Origin of the sequence: Arthrobacter sp. FW306-07-I, assembly GCF_021800405.1 — a bacterium.
Taxonomy (GTDB): domain Bacteria; phylum Actinomycetota; class Actinomycetes; order Actinomycetales; family Micrococcaceae; genus Arthrobacter.
The window spans coordinates 811,059-827,817 of the sequence record NZ_CP084550.1 but is presented as its reverse complement, the minus strand read 5'-3'; the positions used below and the strand labels follow the sequence as shown (position 1 = coordinate 827,817).

13 protein-coding genes are annotated in these 16,759 nt (G+C 64.6%); 5 read left to right on the top strand and 8 right to left on the bottom strand.

Annotation, left to right across the window (positions count from 1 at the left end; all coding sequences use genetic code 11):
* Positions 1-57: 57 nt before the first annotated feature.
* From LFT46_RS03905 to araB, 4 genes are read right to left on the bottom strand one after another with little or no spacing between them, the layout of a single operon-like run.
* Positions 58-1,056 (bottom strand): LacI family DNA-binding transcriptional regulator, encoded by a 999-nt coding sequence (locus tag LFT46_RS03905; protein WP_236801136.1) that lies wholly within the window; start codon positions 1,054-1,056, stop codon positions 58-60.
* A gap of 6 nt (positions 1,057-1,062) precedes the next feature.
* Positions 1,063-2,583: an L-arabinose isomerase gene (gene araA, locus LFT46_RS03900; protein ID WP_236801134.1), complete on the bottom strand. Its 1,521-nt coding sequence runs from the start codon at positions 2,581-2,583 to the stop codon at positions 1,063-1,065.
* Between the two features lie 28 nt (positions 2,584-2,611).
* Positions 2,612-3,340 (bottom strand): L-ribulose-5-phosphate 4-epimerase, encoded by a 729-nt coding sequence (locus LFT46_RS03895; RefSeq protein WP_236801133.1) that lies wholly within the window; start codon positions 3,338-3,340, stop codon positions 2,612-2,614.
* Positions 3,337-5,109 carry a ribulokinase gene (gene araB / locus LFT46_RS03890; RefSeq protein ID WP_236821316.1) on the bottom strand — a complete coding sequence of 591 codons (1,773 nt, stop codon included), beginning with the start codon at positions 5,107-5,109 and terminating at the stop codon, positions 3,337-3,339. The genes LFT46_RS03895 and araB overlap by 4 nt, the downstream gene beginning before the upstream one ends.
* A 266-nt stretch (positions 5,110-5,375) precedes the next feature.
* Here araB and chvE point away from each other — a divergent pair, with 266 nt between their 5' ends.
* The 3 genes from chvE to mmsB all read left to right on the top strand — a co-directional run bounded on the left by chvE (position 5,376) and on the right by mmsB (position 9,426).
* Positions 5,376-6,506: a multiple monosaccharide ABC transporter substrate-binding protein gene (gene chvE, locus LFT46_RS03885; protein WP_442863669.1), complete on the top strand. Its 1,131-nt coding sequence runs from the start codon at positions 5,376-5,378 to the stop codon at positions 6,504-6,506.
* Between the two features lie 108 nt (positions 6,507-6,614).
* On the top strand, positions 6,615-8,144 hold the full coding sequence (gene mmsA, locus LFT46_RS03880; RefSeq protein WP_236821315.1) for a multiple monosaccharide ABC transporter ATP-binding protein: 1,530 nt from the start codon (positions 6,615-6,617) through the stop codon (positions 8,142-8,144).
* Between the two features lie 4 nt (positions 8,145-8,148).
* Complete coding sequence (gene mmsB, locus LFT46_RS03875) at positions 8,149-9,426, top strand: multiple monosaccharide ABC transporter permease (RefSeq protein WP_236821314.1); 1,278 nt, start codon at positions 8,149-8,151, stop codon at positions 9,424-9,426.
* A gap of 100 nt (positions 9,427-9,526) precedes the next feature.
* Here mmsB and LFT46_RS03870 read toward each other — a convergent pair whose 3' ends face one another.
* The 3 genes from LFT46_RS03870 to LFT46_RS03860 form a co-directional block, all read right to left on the bottom strand.
* A complete protein-coding gene (locus LFT46_RS03870) occupies positions 9,527-10,780 on the bottom strand; it encodes an MFS transporter (RefSeq protein WP_236821313.1) in 1,254 nt (417 codons plus the stop codon).
* 39 nt (positions 10,781-10,819) lie between these two features.
* Positions 10,820-12,991 (bottom strand): elongation factor G-like protein EF-G2, encoded by a 2,172-nt coding sequence (locus LFT46_RS03865; protein WP_236821312.1) that lies wholly within the window; start codon positions 12,989-12,991, stop codon positions 10,820-10,822.
* Positions 12,992-13,075: 84 nt separating this feature from the next.
* Positions 13,076-13,501: a ChaB family protein gene (locus LFT46_RS03860; RefSeq protein WP_236801126.1), complete on the bottom strand. Its 426-nt coding sequence runs from the start codon at positions 13,499-13,501 to the stop codon at positions 13,076-13,078.
* Positions 13,502-14,753: 1,252 nt separating this feature from the next.
* On the opposite strand from LFT46_RS03860, the gene LFT46_RS03855 reads away from it, so the two are divergent.
* Together LFT46_RS03855 and LFT46_RS03850 are read left to right on the top strand one after the other, a co-directional pair.
* Entirely contained in the window at positions 14,754-15,092 is a 339-nt protein-coding gene (locus LFT46_RS03855; RefSeq protein ID WP_236821311.1) for a YegP family protein, read from the top strand.
* Between the two features lie 294 nt (positions 15,093-15,386).
* A complete protein-coding gene (locus LFT46_RS03850; protein WP_236821310.1) occupies positions 15,387-15,887 on the top strand; it encodes an Hpt domain-containing protein in 501 nt (166 codons plus the stop codon).
* A gap of 120 nt (positions 15,888-16,007) precedes the next feature.
* Here LFT46_RS03850 and LFT46_RS03845 read toward each other — a convergent pair whose 3' ends face one another.
* Positions 16,008-16,661 carry a GntR family transcriptional regulator gene (locus LFT46_RS03845; RefSeq protein ID WP_133832764.1) on the bottom strand — a complete coding sequence of 218 codons (654 nt, stop codon included), beginning with the start codon at positions 16,659-16,661 and terminating at the stop codon, positions 16,008-16,010.
* Positions 16,662-16,759 lie beyond the last annotated feature (98 nt).

Sequence of the window (16,759 nt, the reverse complement as noted above, 5' to 3'; positions counted from 1 at the left end):
ATTGTTGTGGCCACGTTTCGTGTGGGTCTCCCCCGGATTAAATCGGCTGCCGGAAGCTCAGGAGGGCGGAGCGGTGCTGCTGCGCAGGACGAGTTCGGGCTCCACCACCAGGGTCTGCGGCCCGTCCATACCGTCCAGTGCCTTGAGCATCATGTCCATGCACCGCCGGCCCAGTTCTTCGAAGTCCTGCCGGACCACCGTCAGCGGCGGGCTGAAATAGCCGGCTTCGGGCTGGTCGTCGAAGCCCACCACGGATATGTCCTCCGGTACCTTGATACCCGCCTCATTCAAGGCACGCAGGACCCCCAGCGCCATCTGGTCGTTGCCCACAAACAGCGCAGTGGCACGTCGGGTGGCTGCCACTTGCCGGCCAATGGCATAACCGCTCCCGGCGCTCCAGTCCCCCTCGATCATGAGATCGGCCTCGAGACCGGCCGCGTCCAGGGTGCACCGCCAGCCGTCCGCGCGCGCCACCGCATCAATCCAGTCCTGGGGCCCGGCCACGTGTCCGATGCGGACATGGCCCTGTCCGATGAGGTGCCGCACGGCCAGTTCGACCCCCCGGCGCTGGTCCACCTTGACCCCGCCAACAGCGTCGTTTCCTGTGGTCCCCACGGCCACCACAGGCACTCCAAGGGGCAGTTCCGCGAGGGCGGCGGGCATCTCAAGGTGCGGAACAATCACCACGATGCCTTCCACCGACTGGTCCAGGAAGTGCCGGACGGCAGCCAGGATCGCATCACGGTTGACCTCCCGCAGGGCAGCGACGCTGACGAAGTACCCGGCGTCCCGTGCGGCGCGTTCCACCCCCAGCAAAGTGTTGGCAGGCCCGTACTGCGAGAGTTCGCTGGCCAGCACCCCGATGGTCTGCGAGCGCCGGGTGACCAGGCTCCGGGCAGCGGAGTTGCGGCGGTAGCCCAGCTGGGCAATCGCCGCCTCCACCCTCTCACGGGTCCCCGCGCTCACATTCGGGTGGCAGTTGACTACCCGGGATACTGTCTGGTGCGAGACGCCGGCCAGCTCCGCCACGTCCTCAAGCCTCGGCCGCCGCACCATGCGTGGTCAGATCCCCCCGGCCAGCTTGTAGTAGGCGGCGTTCCAGTTCAGGTCTTTCTTGAACTGGCGGATGGTGGTGCCTTCGTCGATGGTGAGCAGTTCGGTCCTGGCGATTTCCGCGAAGTCCTCGAACACATCCATCCCCACCTGGGTGGAGAGGACGGTGTGGTGCGCGGCGCCGGCGGTGAGCCAGGCGGCGGCGGAGGTGGCGAAGTCCGGCTTGGGCTGCCACAGGGCACGGGCCACGGGCAGGTTGGGCAGCGGCTGGTCAAGGGGAACGACGTCGACGGCGTTGGCCACCAGGCGGAATCGGTCCCGCATGTCCGACAGGGCGACGACGACGCCCGGGGAGGCGTCAGCGTCGAACACCAGGCGAACGGGGTCTTCCTTGCCGCCGATGCCCAGCGGGTGGATTTCCAGGCGCGGCGTCTGCGCGGTCAGGGAGGGGCAGACCTCCAGCATGTGGGCGCCCAGGATCTTCTCGGATCCCGGTTCCAGGTGGTAGGTGTAGTCCTCCATCAGGGAGGCCCCGCCGGGCAGGCCGGCACCCATCACCTTGGCAGCGCGCACCAGGATGGCGGTCTTCCAGTCACCCTCGGCGCCGAAGCCGTAGCCGGCGGCCATGAGCCGCTGCACCGCCAGTCCGGGCAGCTGGCGGAGGGCTCCCAGGTCCTCGAAGGACGTGGTGAATGCCGCGGACCCGTTGCCCTCCAGGAAGCTGCGCAATCCCAGTTCAATCCGGGCGCCGTACCGCAGCGATTCGTGCCGGGCCGCGCCTGCGCGGAGCTCCGGCACCACGTCATAAAGGTCCTCGTATTCCGCCACCAGGGCGTCGACGTCGGACTCTGCAGCGCCGTGCACGGCGTCGGCGAGTTCGTTCACGGACCAGGTGTTGACCGCGACGCCGAACCGCAGCTCGGCCTCCGTCTTGTCGCCCTCGGTGACGGCCACGTTGCGCATGTTGTCCCCGAAGCGGGTCAGCCGCAGGGTCCGGACGGCAGCCCAGCCGGCGGCGGCGCGCTGCCAGGAACCGACCTGGCGGGCGACCTCGGGGTTGGAGACGTGCCCGACGACCGTCTTCCGGGCAATGCCCAGGCGTGACTGGATGTAGCCGAACTCGCGGTCGCCATGCGCGGCCTGGTTCAGGTTCATGAAGTCGAAGTCGATGTCCGCCCAGGGCAGGTCGCGGTTGGCCTGCGTGTGCAGGTGCAGCAGTGGCTTGCGCAGCAGGTCCAGGCCCTGGATCCACATTTTGGCGGGGCTGAAGGTGTGCATCCAGGCAGTCACGCCGATCACGGAATCATCCGAGTTCGCCTCCAGCGCGGTGCGGCGGATGGCGTCCGAATCGGTGAGGACCGGCTTCCACACGATCCGCACCGGCACCGCGGAGGATGCGTTGAGCTGGTTGGCAATCTCCTGTGACTGGGCAGCTACCTGCTTGAGGACCTCCTCGCCGTAGAGGTGCTGGCTGCCGGTGAGGAACCAGACCTCGTAGCCGTCGAGGGAGGTGTTTGCTGCGGTGCTCATGGATTCTCCTGGAAAGTCGGTTCTTGGCCTACTGGCCGTACACGTTCTGGTAGCGGGCGTAGAGGGAGTCGATGTGGTCCTGCTTGATGGGCAGCGGTTCACCGAGTTGCCGGGAAATATGCACGGTCCGCGCAACTTCCTCGCACATGACGGCGGCCTTCACGGCGGACCGGGCATCCTTGCCGATGGTGAACGGGCCGTGGTTCTGCATCAGGACCGCGGGCGAGTTGCAGTTCTTCAGCGTCTCCACGATGCCCTGGCCGATCGAGTCATCGCCGATCAGCGCGAACGGTCCCACCGGAATCTCGCCGCCGAACTCGTCACCCATCATGGTCAGCACGCACGGGATGGCTTCTCCCCTGGCGGCCCAGGCGGTGGCGTAGGTGGAGTGGGTGTGCACCACCCCGCCCACCTCGGGCATGTGCCGGTACACATAGGCATGGGCGGCCGTGTCCGAGGACGGCGACAGCGGCGGGTTGCCCCAATCCACGGTCCCGCCACCACCGACGTTGGTGCCCCGAACCGGGGTGCCGTGCAGGTCGGTCACAATCATCTGCTCCGGGGTCAGCTCCTGGTAGGAGACGCCGGAGGGCTTGATGACCATGAGGTCTGTTCCCGGTACACGGGCCGAAACGTTGCCTGCGGTCCACACCACCAGTTCATACCTGGTGAGCTCGGCGTGCAGGGCGCAGACTTCCTCCCGGATCCGGGCGATGGTTTGCAGGATCGCCGGAGTTACCCCGGTACCGGCGGTCATGCGGACACCTCCACAGCGGTAGCCGACAGGTTGCCAGTCCCCGGCAGCCCAGTCCGGGCCGCCTTGCGCTGGATGGCCTTAAGCCGGTGCATGACGTCATTGCTGCCGCGGCCGAAGTAGTCGTGCAGCGTTCTGTACTCCTGAAACAGTTCGTCGTACGCGGCCACGTTTTCCGGTATCGGGGTGTAGACCTCCCCAGGTTCGGCGCCCATGGCGGCGGCAGCTTCGCGGATGTCCGCGTACTGTCCCGCCGCGACGGCGGCGTGGATGGCCGAGCCCAGCGCCGGGCCCTGCCCGGAGCCGATGGTGGACAGCTGCAGGCCGGTGGCGTCCGCGTAGATCTGCATCAGGAGTTTGTTTTTGAGCAGGCCGCCGGCCACGATGAATTCCTTGACCGGGACACCGGCATCGCGGAAGGCGTCCACGATGGTGCGGGTTCCGAAAGCCGTGGCTTCGAGCAGCGCGCGGTACGTGTCTTCCGGCCTGGTAGCCAGCGTCTGGCCCACCACGATCCCGGAGAGCTCATGATCCACCAGGACCGAACGGTTGCCCGAGTGCCAGTCGAGGGCGATCAGGCCATGCTCCCCGATGGCCTGCCGCGAGGCGAGTTCGGTGAGGTACTCGTGGATGCCCAGGCCCGCATCCTTGGCAGCCTGGTGGTATTCGGGCGGGACGCCGTACTTGGTGAACCAGCCAAAGATGTCCCCCACGCCGGACTGGCCGGCCTCATAGCCCCACAGGCCGGGCACGATGCCGCCGTCCACTGCCCCGCACATGCCGGGCACCTCCCGGAGTTCGGTGCCGTTCATGACATGGCAGGTGGAGGTGCCCATGATGGCCACCAGCTGGCCGGAGTCCACGGCCTTGGCAGCCGGGGCCGTGACGTGTGCGTCAACGTTTCCCACGGCCACGGCGATGCCCTCCGGCAGTCCGGTCCAGGCAGCAGCCTCCGCGGTGAGCGTGCCGGCAGCGTCCCCCAGCCGCCCGATGGTGTGCTCCAGCTTGGAGCTGACAAAGTCCTTGAAGTCCGGGTTCAGGGCCGCCAGGAAGTCCTCGGACGGATACCGGCCATCCTGGTAGATGCCCTTGTAGCCGGCGGTGCAGGCGTTGCGGACGTAGCGCCCGCAGAGCTGCCAGACGATCCAGTCGGCCGCCTCTACCCAGTGGTCCATGGCGGCGTATGCTTCCGGGTCCTCTTCCAGCAGTTGCAGGCCCTTGGCGAACTCCCATTCGGAGGAGATCAGTCCCCCGTAGCGTGGAAGCCAGTCCTCGCCCCGGTCGGCAGCGAGCCGGTTGATCCGGTCAGCCTGCCCCTGCGCTGCGTGGTGGCGCCAGAGCTTCACATAGGCGTGCGGCCGGTTGGCGAAGCCGGGCAGTTCGTTCAGGGGGGTGCCGTCAGCCTTGACCGGCACCATGGTGCAGGCGGTGAAATCTGTGGCGATGCCGACGACGGCGGCAGGATCGATCCCCGCGTCCGCCACTGCGGCGGGGATGGCCTTGCGCAGGACTTCCCGGTAGTCGTTGGGCACCTGAAGTGCCCATTCACCGGGAAGCCTTGCGGGACGTCCGCCGGATTCGGCGCCCGCCGTGTCTTCGGGCAGTGAATAGGTGACCACCGCGTGCGGGTACTCGTGGACGGCGCTGCCGAGTTCCCTGCCGTCGCGGACCCGCACCACCACGGCACGGCCCGAAAGGGTGCCGTAGTCCACCCCGATGACGTAGTGGTCTTGGCGGGAGTCGGAGCTGGAAGTGAACAACGTTTCTGGCATGGGTGGCCTCCGTCCGGGAGGCGGGAGGCCTCATTACCGGGTTTGTAGGGGTCGGGGTCAAGCTAGGTGCTGCAGCAAGTGTGAACGCTAACAAGAAAGAAGTCAATGGAACCGAAAAAGTTGCGAAATTTCGATGGCTTACTCTTGTTAGCGTTCACAAAGCGGTCTATATTGAACCGACACATCAACAATGTGGCCAGGACCAGGAAGCGTCGGTGCTGCCTGTCCAACAACACTTCGCGGCAATGCTGCCGCGGAAGGAGAAAATGGTGAGAATCAAAAAACTCATGGGCGCGGTGGCCCTTGTCCTCGCCCTGACGGTGGGCGCCACCGGCTGTGGCTCCCGGGGCGGAGCCGCCACCGAATCCGGCAGTGCCGCCAAGCCCGGCGATTCACTGGTTGGGATCTCGATGCCCACCCAGACCTCCGAACGGTGGATTGCCGATGGCGCCAACGTCGAGAAGTCGCTGAAGGACCTCGGCTACAAGACAGACCTTCAGTTCGCCAATGACGACATCCCCACGCAGGTGTCGCAGATCGAAAACATGCTGACCAAGGGCGCCAAGGCCCTGATCATCGCCGCGATTGACGGCACCACCCTGACCGACGTCCTGGCCAAGGCCAAGGACCAGAACGTCAAGGTCATCGCGTACGACCGCCTGATTAACGGCACCCCGAACGTGGACTACTACACCACGTTCGACAACTACACCGTGGGCGTGCAGCAGGCCACCTCACTGCTGACGGGCCTGGGCCTCCTGGACGCCAGCGGCAAGAAGGTTGACGGCAAGGGGCCGTTCAACATCGAGCTTTTCGCCGGCAGCCCCGACGACAACAACGCCAACTTCTTCTGGAGCGGCGCCATGGACACCCTGAAGCCGTACATGGACGCCGGCACCCTGAAGGTCCCCAGCGGCCAGACCAAGTTTGAGCAGGCCGCGATCCTTCGCTGGCAGGCACCGGTGGCGCAGAAGCGCATGGAGGACATCATCACCTCCGCCTACAGCTCGGGCACCAAGCTGAACGGCGTCCTCTCCCCGTACGACGGCCTGTCCATCGGCATCCTCTCTGCCCTCACCAGCACCGGCGGCTACGCCAAGGGCAGCCTGCCCGCGGTCACCGGCCAGGACGCCGAAAAGGGTTCCGTCAAGTCCATCATCGCCGGCGAGCAGTACTCCACCATCTTCAAGGACACCCGCCAGCTCGGCGCGCAGGCCGTCAAGATGGTCGACTCCGTCCTCAAGGGCCAGGAGCCGGAAACCAACGACACCAAGACCTACAACAACAAGGTCAAGGTTGTCCCGGCGTTCCTGCTGAAGTCCGTGATCATCACCAAGGACAACTACAAGAAGGAACTGATCGACTCGGGTTACTACACCGACGCCGACGTCAAGTAGTCAGCGTCAGGGGGCTGTGGCCTGGGTATCCGTCCCGGGCCACAGCCCCACCCGCACCCTCCTGCAGCAGCAGGAAGGCAAGCTCCGAACAGTCAGTGGGAATTGACGATGAACACACCCATTCTTCAAATGCGAGGAATCACCAAGACGTTCCCCGGCGTGAAAGCGCTGCAGGACGTCACCCTGGATGTGAACCGTGGCGAGGTCCACGCCATCTGCGGGGAAAACGGAGCCGGCAAGTCAACGCTCATGAAAGTGTTGTCCGGCGTCTATCCACACAACACCTTCGAGGGGGAGATCCTCTTCGAAAACGAGCCCTGCCACTTTTCCAGCATCTCGGACAGCGAAAAGCGCGGAATCGTCATCATCCACCAGGAACTGGCCCTCAGCCCGTACCTGTCCATTGCTGAGAACATCTACCTTGGCAATGAACAAGCCACCAACGGGTGGGTGGACTGGCGCAAGACCAACCTGGAGGCAGCAAAGCTGCTGGCCCGCGTCGGCCTCGACGAAAACCCAGTCACCCCCGTGCAGCACATCAGCGTGGGCAAGCAGCAACTCGTGGAAATCGCCAAGGCGCTGTCCAAGGAAGTGAAGCTGCTCATCCTGGACGAGCCCACTGCGGCCCTCAACGACGAGGATTCCGGCCACCTGCTGGACCTGATCCTCCACCTGAAGGGCCAGGGCGTCACCAGCATCATCATCAGCCACAAGCTCAATGAGATCCGCAAGGTGGCTGACGCCGTCACCATCATCCGGGACGGCAAGACCATTGAGACGCTTCGGCTGGACGAAGGCCAGATCACGCAGGAACGGATCATCCGCGGCATGGTGGGCCGGGACCTGGAGAGCCTGTACCCGGACCGCGAGCCGCACATCGGCGAGGAAGTCCTGCGGATCGAGGACTGGTCAGTGCGCCATCCCCAGGACCACACGCGCATGGTGGTCAACAACGCCAACCTGTACGTCCGGAAGGGCGAAGTGGTAGGACTGGCCGGGCTCATGGGCGCTGGGCGCACCGAGCTTGCCATGAGCGTCTTCGGACGCACGTACGGAACCGCCACGTCAGGCAAGGTCTACAAGTACGGCGAGGAAATTAACACTGCCACGGTGTCCGACGCCATCAGGAACGGCATCGCCTATGCCACGGAAGACCGCAAGCACTACGGCCTGAACCTCATCGAGGACATCAAGCGGAACATCTCCCTGGCGGCCCTGCGCAAGCTCGCCAAACGCGGCTTCGTGGACAAGAACCAGGAAACCGTGGTGGCCAACGGCTACCGGAAGAGCATGAACATCAAGGCTCCGTCGGTGGCGGCCATTACCGGAAAGCTCTCCGGTGGCAACCAGCAGAAGGTGGTGCTGAGCAAGTGGATGTTCTCCGATCCGGACGTGCTCATCCTCGATGAACCCACACGGGGAATCGACGTTGGCGCCAAATACGAGATCTACACGATTATCGGGAAACTCGCGGCCGAAGGAAAAGCTGTCATCGTCATCTCCTCGGAACTGCCTGAACTGCTGGGCATCTGCGACCGCATCTACACGCTGGCCGCCGGCCACATCACAGGTGAAGTTCCCATTGCCGAGGCCACCCAGGAAACCCTGATGCACTACATGACCAAAGAGAAGGAATAGCGAAATGTCCGCCCTCAGAGAATCGCTCGGATTCCTCACAAGCCAACTGCGCCAGGTGGGCATCTTCGTTGCCCTGATCCTGATTGTCCTGCTGTTTCAGGGACTGACCGGCGGGATCCTGCTGGAACCACAAAACGTCACCAACCTGGTGGTCCAGAACAGCTACATCCTGATCCTGGCCATCGGCATGGTCATGGTGATCATCGCCGGGCACATCGACCTTTCCGTCGGCTCGGTGGCCGGGTTCATCGGCGCCGTGGCCGGCGTCATGATCGTGCACTGGGGCTGGCCATGGTGGGCCGCCATCCCCGCCTGCCTGCTGGTCGGCGCCCTGGTGGGCGCCTGGCAGGGCTACTGGATCGCCTACGTGGGGATTCCAGCTTTCATCGTCACACTGGCGGGCATGCTGATCTTCCGGGGCCTGACCCTCATCACCCTGAAGAACCAGCAGATCACCCCCTTCCCGGCCGAACTGCGGGCCCTCGGCGGCGGTTTCCTTCCCGACCTCACCGGCGGCACCTCCGTACTGGAGTGGCTCACGGTCATCCTGGGCGTCGGGGCCACGGCCGCGCTGTTGATCCAAGCGCTCAAGGAACGCCGGATCCGCCGGAAGTTCGACCTCGAAAGCGAGCCCCTGGTGTGGTTCGTCATCAAGACCGCCTTCACGGCGCTGCTCATGCTCATCATCACGTTCCTGCTGGCGTCCTACCGCGGCACCCCGATTGTCCTGGTGGTCCTGGCCGCCCTGGTGATCGCGTACACGGCCCTCATGAACAACAGTGTCTTCGGCCGGCACACGTACGCCATCGGCGGCAACCTGCATGCGGCTGAACTGTCCGGCATCAAAACCAAGGCCGTAACGTTCCGGCTCTTCGTAAACATGGGCGTGCTGGCCGCGTTGGCGGGCCTCGTCTTCACCGCCCGGCTCAACTCGGCGCAGCCGGCCGGTGGAACCGGCTTCGAACTGGATTCCATCGCCGCGGCCTTCATCGGCGGCGCCGCGGTCACCGGCGGTATCGGAACCGTCGCCGGAGCCATGATCGGCGGACTCATCATGGGCGTGCTCAACAACGGCATGTCCATCCTGGGCCTTGGCACCGACTACCAGCAGCTCATCAAGGGCCTGGTGCTCCTTGTCGCCGTGGGCTTCGACATCTTCAACAAGAACCGCAGCGGTGGCGGCGGCGACATTGGGAAACGCTTCAAGCTGAAGACCTCCCCTCCGCCCGCACAGGAGAAGCCGGCTCCGGCCAGCGAAGCAGTGGAAGCAGGCGTCAAGTAGGACGGATCTCCACCTGCGCTCGTGGTGGCCCCCGTTGCCCGGACCCAGTCCCGGCAACGGGGGCCTTCCCTGTTCCCGGCTCCAGCGCTTTCCGCCCCTATCAGGGTGCGGCGGCCAGGCCCGCGGCGAAGTCGGCCGGCGCGCGCCGGCGCCGGCTCAGCAGCATGAAGGGTGCCGCCAGCAACTGCACCGCGCCGCCCAATGCCAGCGATGCAGGGTAGCCATAGAGGTCGGCGGCCCGGCCGAGCACGGGTTGCACCACCACTCCCCCACTGGAGCCCATAAGCGAGGCGAAGCTAAGGACCGTGGCCCGCTGCTTCGAGGCGATCATGTCGTTGAGGTAGGCCTGGCGCACCGGGGTGCCTGCGGAGGCCACCACGGCCCACAGGGCCAGGAGCACCAGCGCCAGCCAGAAGACCTTCGTGGCCAGGAGCACCACCAGGACCACCGAACTGGCGACCGTGGAAGCGATCAGCACGGTGGTGCGGCGGCGGACCAGTTTCCGGACCAGGGGCGCCAGCCAGCCGCCGACGATGTCTGCTCCCGCCACGATGGCCGCTGCCAGGCCTGCGATGGCATAAGCCTTGGGATCGCCAAAAAGCTGCAACAGGTAGGGCTGGAGGGCATAGAAGACGTAGAACCCAACGCCTTCGGTGAACGGGGCAGCGAGCATCATGAACCGCACCGGCGGATTCCTCAGCCCGCCGTCCACGGACGCCTTCAGGACTGCGCGTGTGGCCTGCAGGGGGTGGGCCGAGCGCTCTGGTGTGAAGCCGACGTCGTGCATCAGCAGGAAAGCCACCACGAACATTGCCACCAGGACGACGACGCGCAGCAGGAACGGCACGCCCAGGTTGGTGGCCTGGGCAATGACCCCGCCAGCTACTGACCCTGCCAGCATGGCGATGCCGGAAACGATCTGGCCGTGGCCCAGGACGGTTTCCAGGCCGCCGTCGTAGCCGGAAAAGTGCAGCGCGTCCACCAGCCAGGCTTCCACTGCCCCGGAGAAGAACGTGAACCCAAGGCCAAGGAGGGCCGACACGGCGGCCCACCACCAGAACGGCGCGGACAACTGCCACAGCAGGTAGTAGAGGTAGGTGGACCCGGCCAGGGTCACCGTGCCCAGCAGGAAGGAGGTGCGGCGCCCCCAGCTGTCCGCCACCACCCCTGTGGGCACCTCAAACAGGACCATCCCGGCCGTGAAGAATGCATTCGCGGCGAACGCCTCCAGGTTGCTCAGCCCGGCATCGAGCAGGAACAACGTATTGATTCCCCAAATGAACGAGGCCGCAAGGGTGTTCCCCAACGTCAGCGTCAGGTAGACGGTCTGGATCTTACGAGCTGCAGCATTCACTGGGCGGCGCCCCGCATCATTCTTCCTGTCCGGACCGGATCAGGATGGGCTGAAGTTCGGCGGTACCGGCTCGTGCCGCAGGTACTGCCGGCGGAACCGGCCGGTGCCGGCGGTCAGGGCCCGCAGTTCCACGGCATACCGCAGGAGTTCCTGGTCCGGAACCTCCGCGCTGATCTCCGTGAGCCCCTCCCCCGACGAGGTGGTGCCGGTAAGGCGCCCCCGACGGCCGGACAGATCGCTCATCACGGAGCCGACGTGTTCGTCGGCAACCGTGATGGACACGGAGGACACGGGTTCCAGCAGCTGGACCTTACCCGCGGCCGCCGCCTCCCGGAGCGCAAGGGCCCCCGCCGCCTGGAACGCCGCATCGGATGAATCCACGCTGTGGGCCTTGCCGCCCGTGAGGGTCACGCGCACGTCCACCACAGGAAATCCCGCAGAGACCCCCTTCTCCATTTGCGCCCGCACCCCCTTCTCAATGGATGGGATGAACGTTCCCGGGATGACTCCACCCACCGTCTTGTCCACGAACTCGAACCCGCCGCCGCGATCCAGCGGCTCCACCTCGATGTCGCACACGGCGTACTGGCCGTGGCCGCCGGACTGTTTGACATGCCGGCCATGGCCGGAGGCGGCGGCCGCGAAAGTCTCCCGCAGCGGCGTCACCACGGCCACGGTATGCAGCTTCACGCCCTGTTCGCGCAGCCGGTCCAGGACCACTTCGGCGTGCGCCTCGCCCATGCACCACAGCACCAGCTGGTGCGTTTCGGTGTTCCGGTCCACACGGAGGGTTGGGTCTCCTGCCGCGATCCTGCCCAGGCTGCGGGCCAGGGCGTCCTCGTCGCTGCGGGAGTCGGCCTCCACCGCAACCGGCAGCAGCGGCTCCGGCATCTCCCAGGTGGCCAGCAGGAGCGGGTTTTCCCGGCTGGAGATGGTGTCCCCGGTTTCGGCGCTGCCGAGTTTCGCCAACGCGCACATGTCCCCCGCCACGCAGTAGGGAACGGGCCGCAGGGTGGCTCCCAGCGGGGAGTAGATATGGGTGACGCGTTCATCGGTGTCGTGGTCCTGGTGGCCACGGTCAGCCAGACCGTGGCCACCTACGTGGACGGGCGAGTCCTCGCGCAGCGTCCCTGAGAAGACCCGCACCAGGCAGATACGGCCCAGGAAGGGGTCGTTGGAGGTGCGCACCACTTCGGCGGCGAGCGGACCGGAAGGATCGCAGGCCAGGCGTCCGGCCGCTTGGCCGAACAGGTCGGCGGCGTCCGGCAGGCTGCGTTCCACCGGAGGCGGGAAGGCGCGGACCAGCAGGTCCAGCAGTTCCGCGGTGCCAAGGCCGGTGACGGCAGACGTGGGCAGCACGGGAAAGAACGAGCCGCGGGCCACGGCGGTTTCCAGGTCGGCGGCCAGCACCGCGGTGTCCATGTCCTCGCCTTCCAGGTAGCGGTCCATCAGCGACTCATCTTCGCTTTCGGCAATGATGCCCTCGATGAGCGTGCCCCTGGCAGCCCCGGCCTCCGCGCGTTCATCGGCCGCTGCCGGACGGGCTTCAGGTGCTGCCTCTTCGACGGAGTAGTCCGTCACCTGCTGCGACAGCAGGCCCAACAGGCCGGTAATCCCGCCTCCTGACCGCACCGGGACGTACAGCGGGAGGACGCCCTCGCCGAACGCCCTCTGGCAGGCGGCAAGGGCGGCGTCGTAATTTGCGCGCGGATGGTCCACCCGGGTGATGACGACGGCGCGTGGCAGCCCCATGTGCGCGCACTCGCCCCACAGGGCGGTGGTGGTTGCGTCGATTCCGTCGACGGCGGAGACCACGAAGAGTGCGGCATCCGAAGCCCGGAGGCCCGCCCGCAGCTCACCGATGAAGTCCGGGTAGCCCGGAGTGTCCAAGAGGTTCACCTTGACGTCATCCAGCATCAGCGGCACCAGGGACAGCGTGACGGACCGCTGCTGGTGCACCGCCGCGGGGTCCGAGTCGCTGACTGTCGACCCGTCCGCGATGGAGCCTTTGCGGGTGATCATGCCGTTGGCTGCGAGCAGGGCCTCGATCAACATGGTCTTCCCTGCACCGGAGTGTCCCACCAGGGCCACGTTCCGGATGCGGGCCGGGTCCTGCGCCGCGATGCCGCCGGCCTGGTCGGCACGCCTGGCATCAGGCCCGTTCCTGCCGCCTGCCGCCCGCGCTGACTCCTTGGTGCTTTTCACCGACATTGGAACCTCCTGGCATCATTGCCGACCGGACCGAACGTGTCCTTCGATTCGACACCTTGGACGGCGGGACGGCAAGAGCGAAGGCTATTTACTGCGGGCTTTGCGGGTGGCTGCGTCGTTGGCCTTCTGGAGTGCCTTCACCAACTCGTCCTTGTCCATCTTCGAACGGCCCTTGACATCCAATTCCTTGGCCAGCTTGTAGAGGTGATCCTTCGAAGCGTTGGCGTCCACGCCGCCGGCGGTGGGTTCCGACGAACGGATGCCCTGTTCCGCGCGCTTGTCCGACGGGCCGCGTTTTTCCTTGGGCTCCCAGTGGTCGCCCACTTTCTCGTAGCTGTGCTTCAGCGAGGCATACGCTGCACGCGCGGCCCGTTGTTCGTCCTGGTCATAGGACTCAAGGGCGGAATCGTAGGTCTTGGCGAAGGTGTCCTGGGCCTTTTGGTCAGAACGCTGCAGGGTCGAGGGGAGCTCTTCCTTGCGGGCATGGTCGTTCTTGCCGGTCTTGGGCATGTCACCCATCCTCCTTTAGTCAGCACGCTGATCATTTGGATGGATCCAGCTTAGACCCGGAGGTTGCATTGAGCCCCCTGTCGGATTCGAACCGACGACCCCCGCTTTCGATCCGGCTACCTAAATGGACCTCGAAAGTAGTCCAAAAACCCCGAAATTTAGCGGTTTTTGCAGCTCACGACAAGCGGTGAATAGTGGTCGTTTGTCGTTGATTATGGTGAGTTAATGGTGAGTCGGTGGCATCGTGCTCGACTATCTCCGGTTGCCGTGGTCGGGCAGAGGTAGCCCCCCCGGCGAAGCTGGAGTCCTTCTCCACGAAGGGCCTCTCATCGGGCTTGGGCGCCATCCTCTGCGATACCGTCATCAGAAATGCTGTCACGCTCATTCTTAGCGTGCCGCCATGCGGCCACATGACCGTGAGCAAGTGAAAGAATGGGCCGTTGCTTGTCATTCGGATAGTCCATCGTCGCTGGGCGGGGCCTCCATGCAACCAGGGCGCTTCGCGCCGCTCGAGGTCCAAAACTTCGTTCGGCGCTCCGTCGTCGCTTATATCCTTACGAATTTTTGAACCGCTCACGGTTCCCCAAGTTGCACTCCAGCCCCTATACCCAGCGCTGGGATCCCCTATCAGAACGACGCCGAAAACCCATGACGATCGGCGCGGGCCCCTAGGCCACCTTGAAACCTGGCAAAAGGCGGCAAGTTGATGAAACGCCCACTGTCAGCCATGGAGGTTGCGGCGCCAGGTACGGGCGCCAGGTAGGAGAGCGCTCCATCGGCTGTTGCGTCGACGCAGCCACATGCTATTTCAGCAGTTAGCGCTTCCCGTAGTGGCGGTGGATGGGCTTTGCTTGCTGGTGCCCAGGCATAGTGCGATTGCTTCCCGGGAGAGGCCGGATTGCCGGGCGCTCCTGGCAGGGAGGATTGTTTCATCCGCTCCACCTCCACGCGTCAGCCTTAATGTCCACGAGAGAGAAGTCACGTCTGTTGACGACCATGGGAACGCTCAGGGTCCCTTTTTGTACTCTACGGGGAGAGTTCGAGAGGACGGGACCGAGAGCAAGGGATCACTTCCGCTGGATGCCAAGTGAAGCCTTGCGCCGGCAGCCATCCCTGCGAAAGACTCGGGGAACGCATGCTGAATTGATGAAAATTTGGAGCGGGATACCACTAAAAAGCGGAGGCAACGATGCCGACGTGTAGTGGCGGCAATGACGCGGCCTCGGACATCCCGCATACCGGAAGGATCGCAATGGCAGGAATGTTCGAACTGTTTGTGGACGCAAAATCAGCCTTCAGGTTCCGGCTGACAGCCCCGGACGGCACCGTGATGGCAGTATCCAAACCCTTTGACACCAAAACCGAGGCCGTGGCAGGTATCGCTGCCGTTCGCGAGTATGCAGGAATGGGCCTGATCACCGACTCCTGCACGACTCTCAATGAAATCGATCGTCCACCCCACGATGATGCGGCCGCGCCTGCCGGGGACTCACTGAAGGTCACCAAGATTGACTTCCACACCCGCGCTAGGGCGGTCCGCCGAGCCGTTTCCGGTCCGCGCTGGGCAGGTGCAATTCACAGCCTTTCCTGAACAACTGGGAAGGACCTCTTCTACCCTCGCCAGCACATGGACATATCTCCACTCTCGGCTCTTTAAAATCCTGGGTGAGAGAAGTCGTCAAGGTTACCGTGAGAGTTACGCCGGCTTCGCGGGCGGCAGTAGAGCCGCCCATATGCTGGCGATTAATCTTGAGGAAATCTTGATTGGGGGCGAGCACCCGCTTGATCCTCATCTGGAAGAGTGTCGCGGGTCAGGTCAAGCAGAGCGCCTGGTCCTTAGCGGGTTGTCGTCGGTTCCGTGCGCTCATGATTCATGAGGATCCGTTTGGAAACCACCCTCAACATATATGGTGAACAACGGCTTACGGCCGCGGAGACGCTGGAAACAGCGGGGGCTGAACCGGCCACTTCTTCGGCGGCCGCCCGTGGAGACAACCCGATTCTCGACCTGCAGAGCCTGTGCGACATCGCCAACGATACTGGCGGCCCTGCTCTGGCCCTTCGATTTCTCAGCGACTTCTTAAGTTTGCAACCGGTTCGGCTGGCCCGGCTCCTTGCCGCTCTGGATGCCGAGGAGCCCGCAGCATCCGTTGATGCCGTACTGAGCCTGCAGACTGCTTCGTCCATGGCAGGGGCAACTGAAATCGCCGAGCACTGCGCGCGTATCCTGCCACTTGTCGTGGCCCGAGACTTCCCGCGTGCGCGGGTACAGGTAGCGGCTCTGGAACGCAGTGTCGACGTCTTGATGGCTGCGTCTCCCAAGCTGCTGGCGCACGCCGAGGCCCGGCTTGGCACCATGGGCGCCGTGGCTGCGGTTTCTCCCTAGGTTGACGGAACCTATCTTATCGGCTCTCTAAAAGAGTCGAGGGAGTGACAGCAAGAGGGGTTGTTTTCCCAGTGTCGGTAGTGGGCGTTTTCCCCTGGCTCCCGAACTGGCTGGTGCTGGCTAGCGGCTTTCCACGCGTGCGCGCACAGTTCGGTAGGCGAACTCTACGAGGTAGTCGTTGAGGGCATGGCTTGCTTTTTCGGCGTCCTCTGTTTCGCTGTTGAGGATGGCGCGGAGGATTTGGGCGTGTAGGCGTGATCCCTGGCTGACTTCGGCTTGTTCGTCCCGGACGTGGGTGATCCAGAATCGGCGCGAGAGTCCTTGGAGGGGGGCCATGGCGTCGGCGAGGTATTCGTTATGGCTCGCGGCGACGATCATCTGGTGGGTTTCCTTGACTGTGTCCAGGTACTGCCTGAGCGTGAAGCGGTCTGCCTCGAGCAGCTGAACCATTTCCTGCATTGCGTTGCGCTCAAGGCTGGTTGCGGCTTCACAGGCCAGACGCACCGCCAGGGCTTCGAGTACCCGCCGGAGTTCGAGCATCCTTAACTGGGCTTCTACCGAGGCGGGTGGGACGAGTACGCCTTTGTTGGGGTGGATCTCCACGAGCCGGTTCCGGGCCAACTGCTGCAGGGCCTCCCGCACCGGGGTCCGGCCCAGGCCGGTCTTCTCCATCAGGACCGCCTCGGAGACAAGTGAGCCGGGAGTAAGTTCCTGGAAGACGATGAGGCGTTCAATCTCCTCGTAGGCTTGGGCGGCTTTTCCTTGCTGCATCATGCTCCCACTTTAGCCGAACCCCTTGCACAACCGGTATATCGGTCGCATACTGGTGTGACTGGCTTCACCTCCCCTTCCCACTTTCAACAGATTTGAGG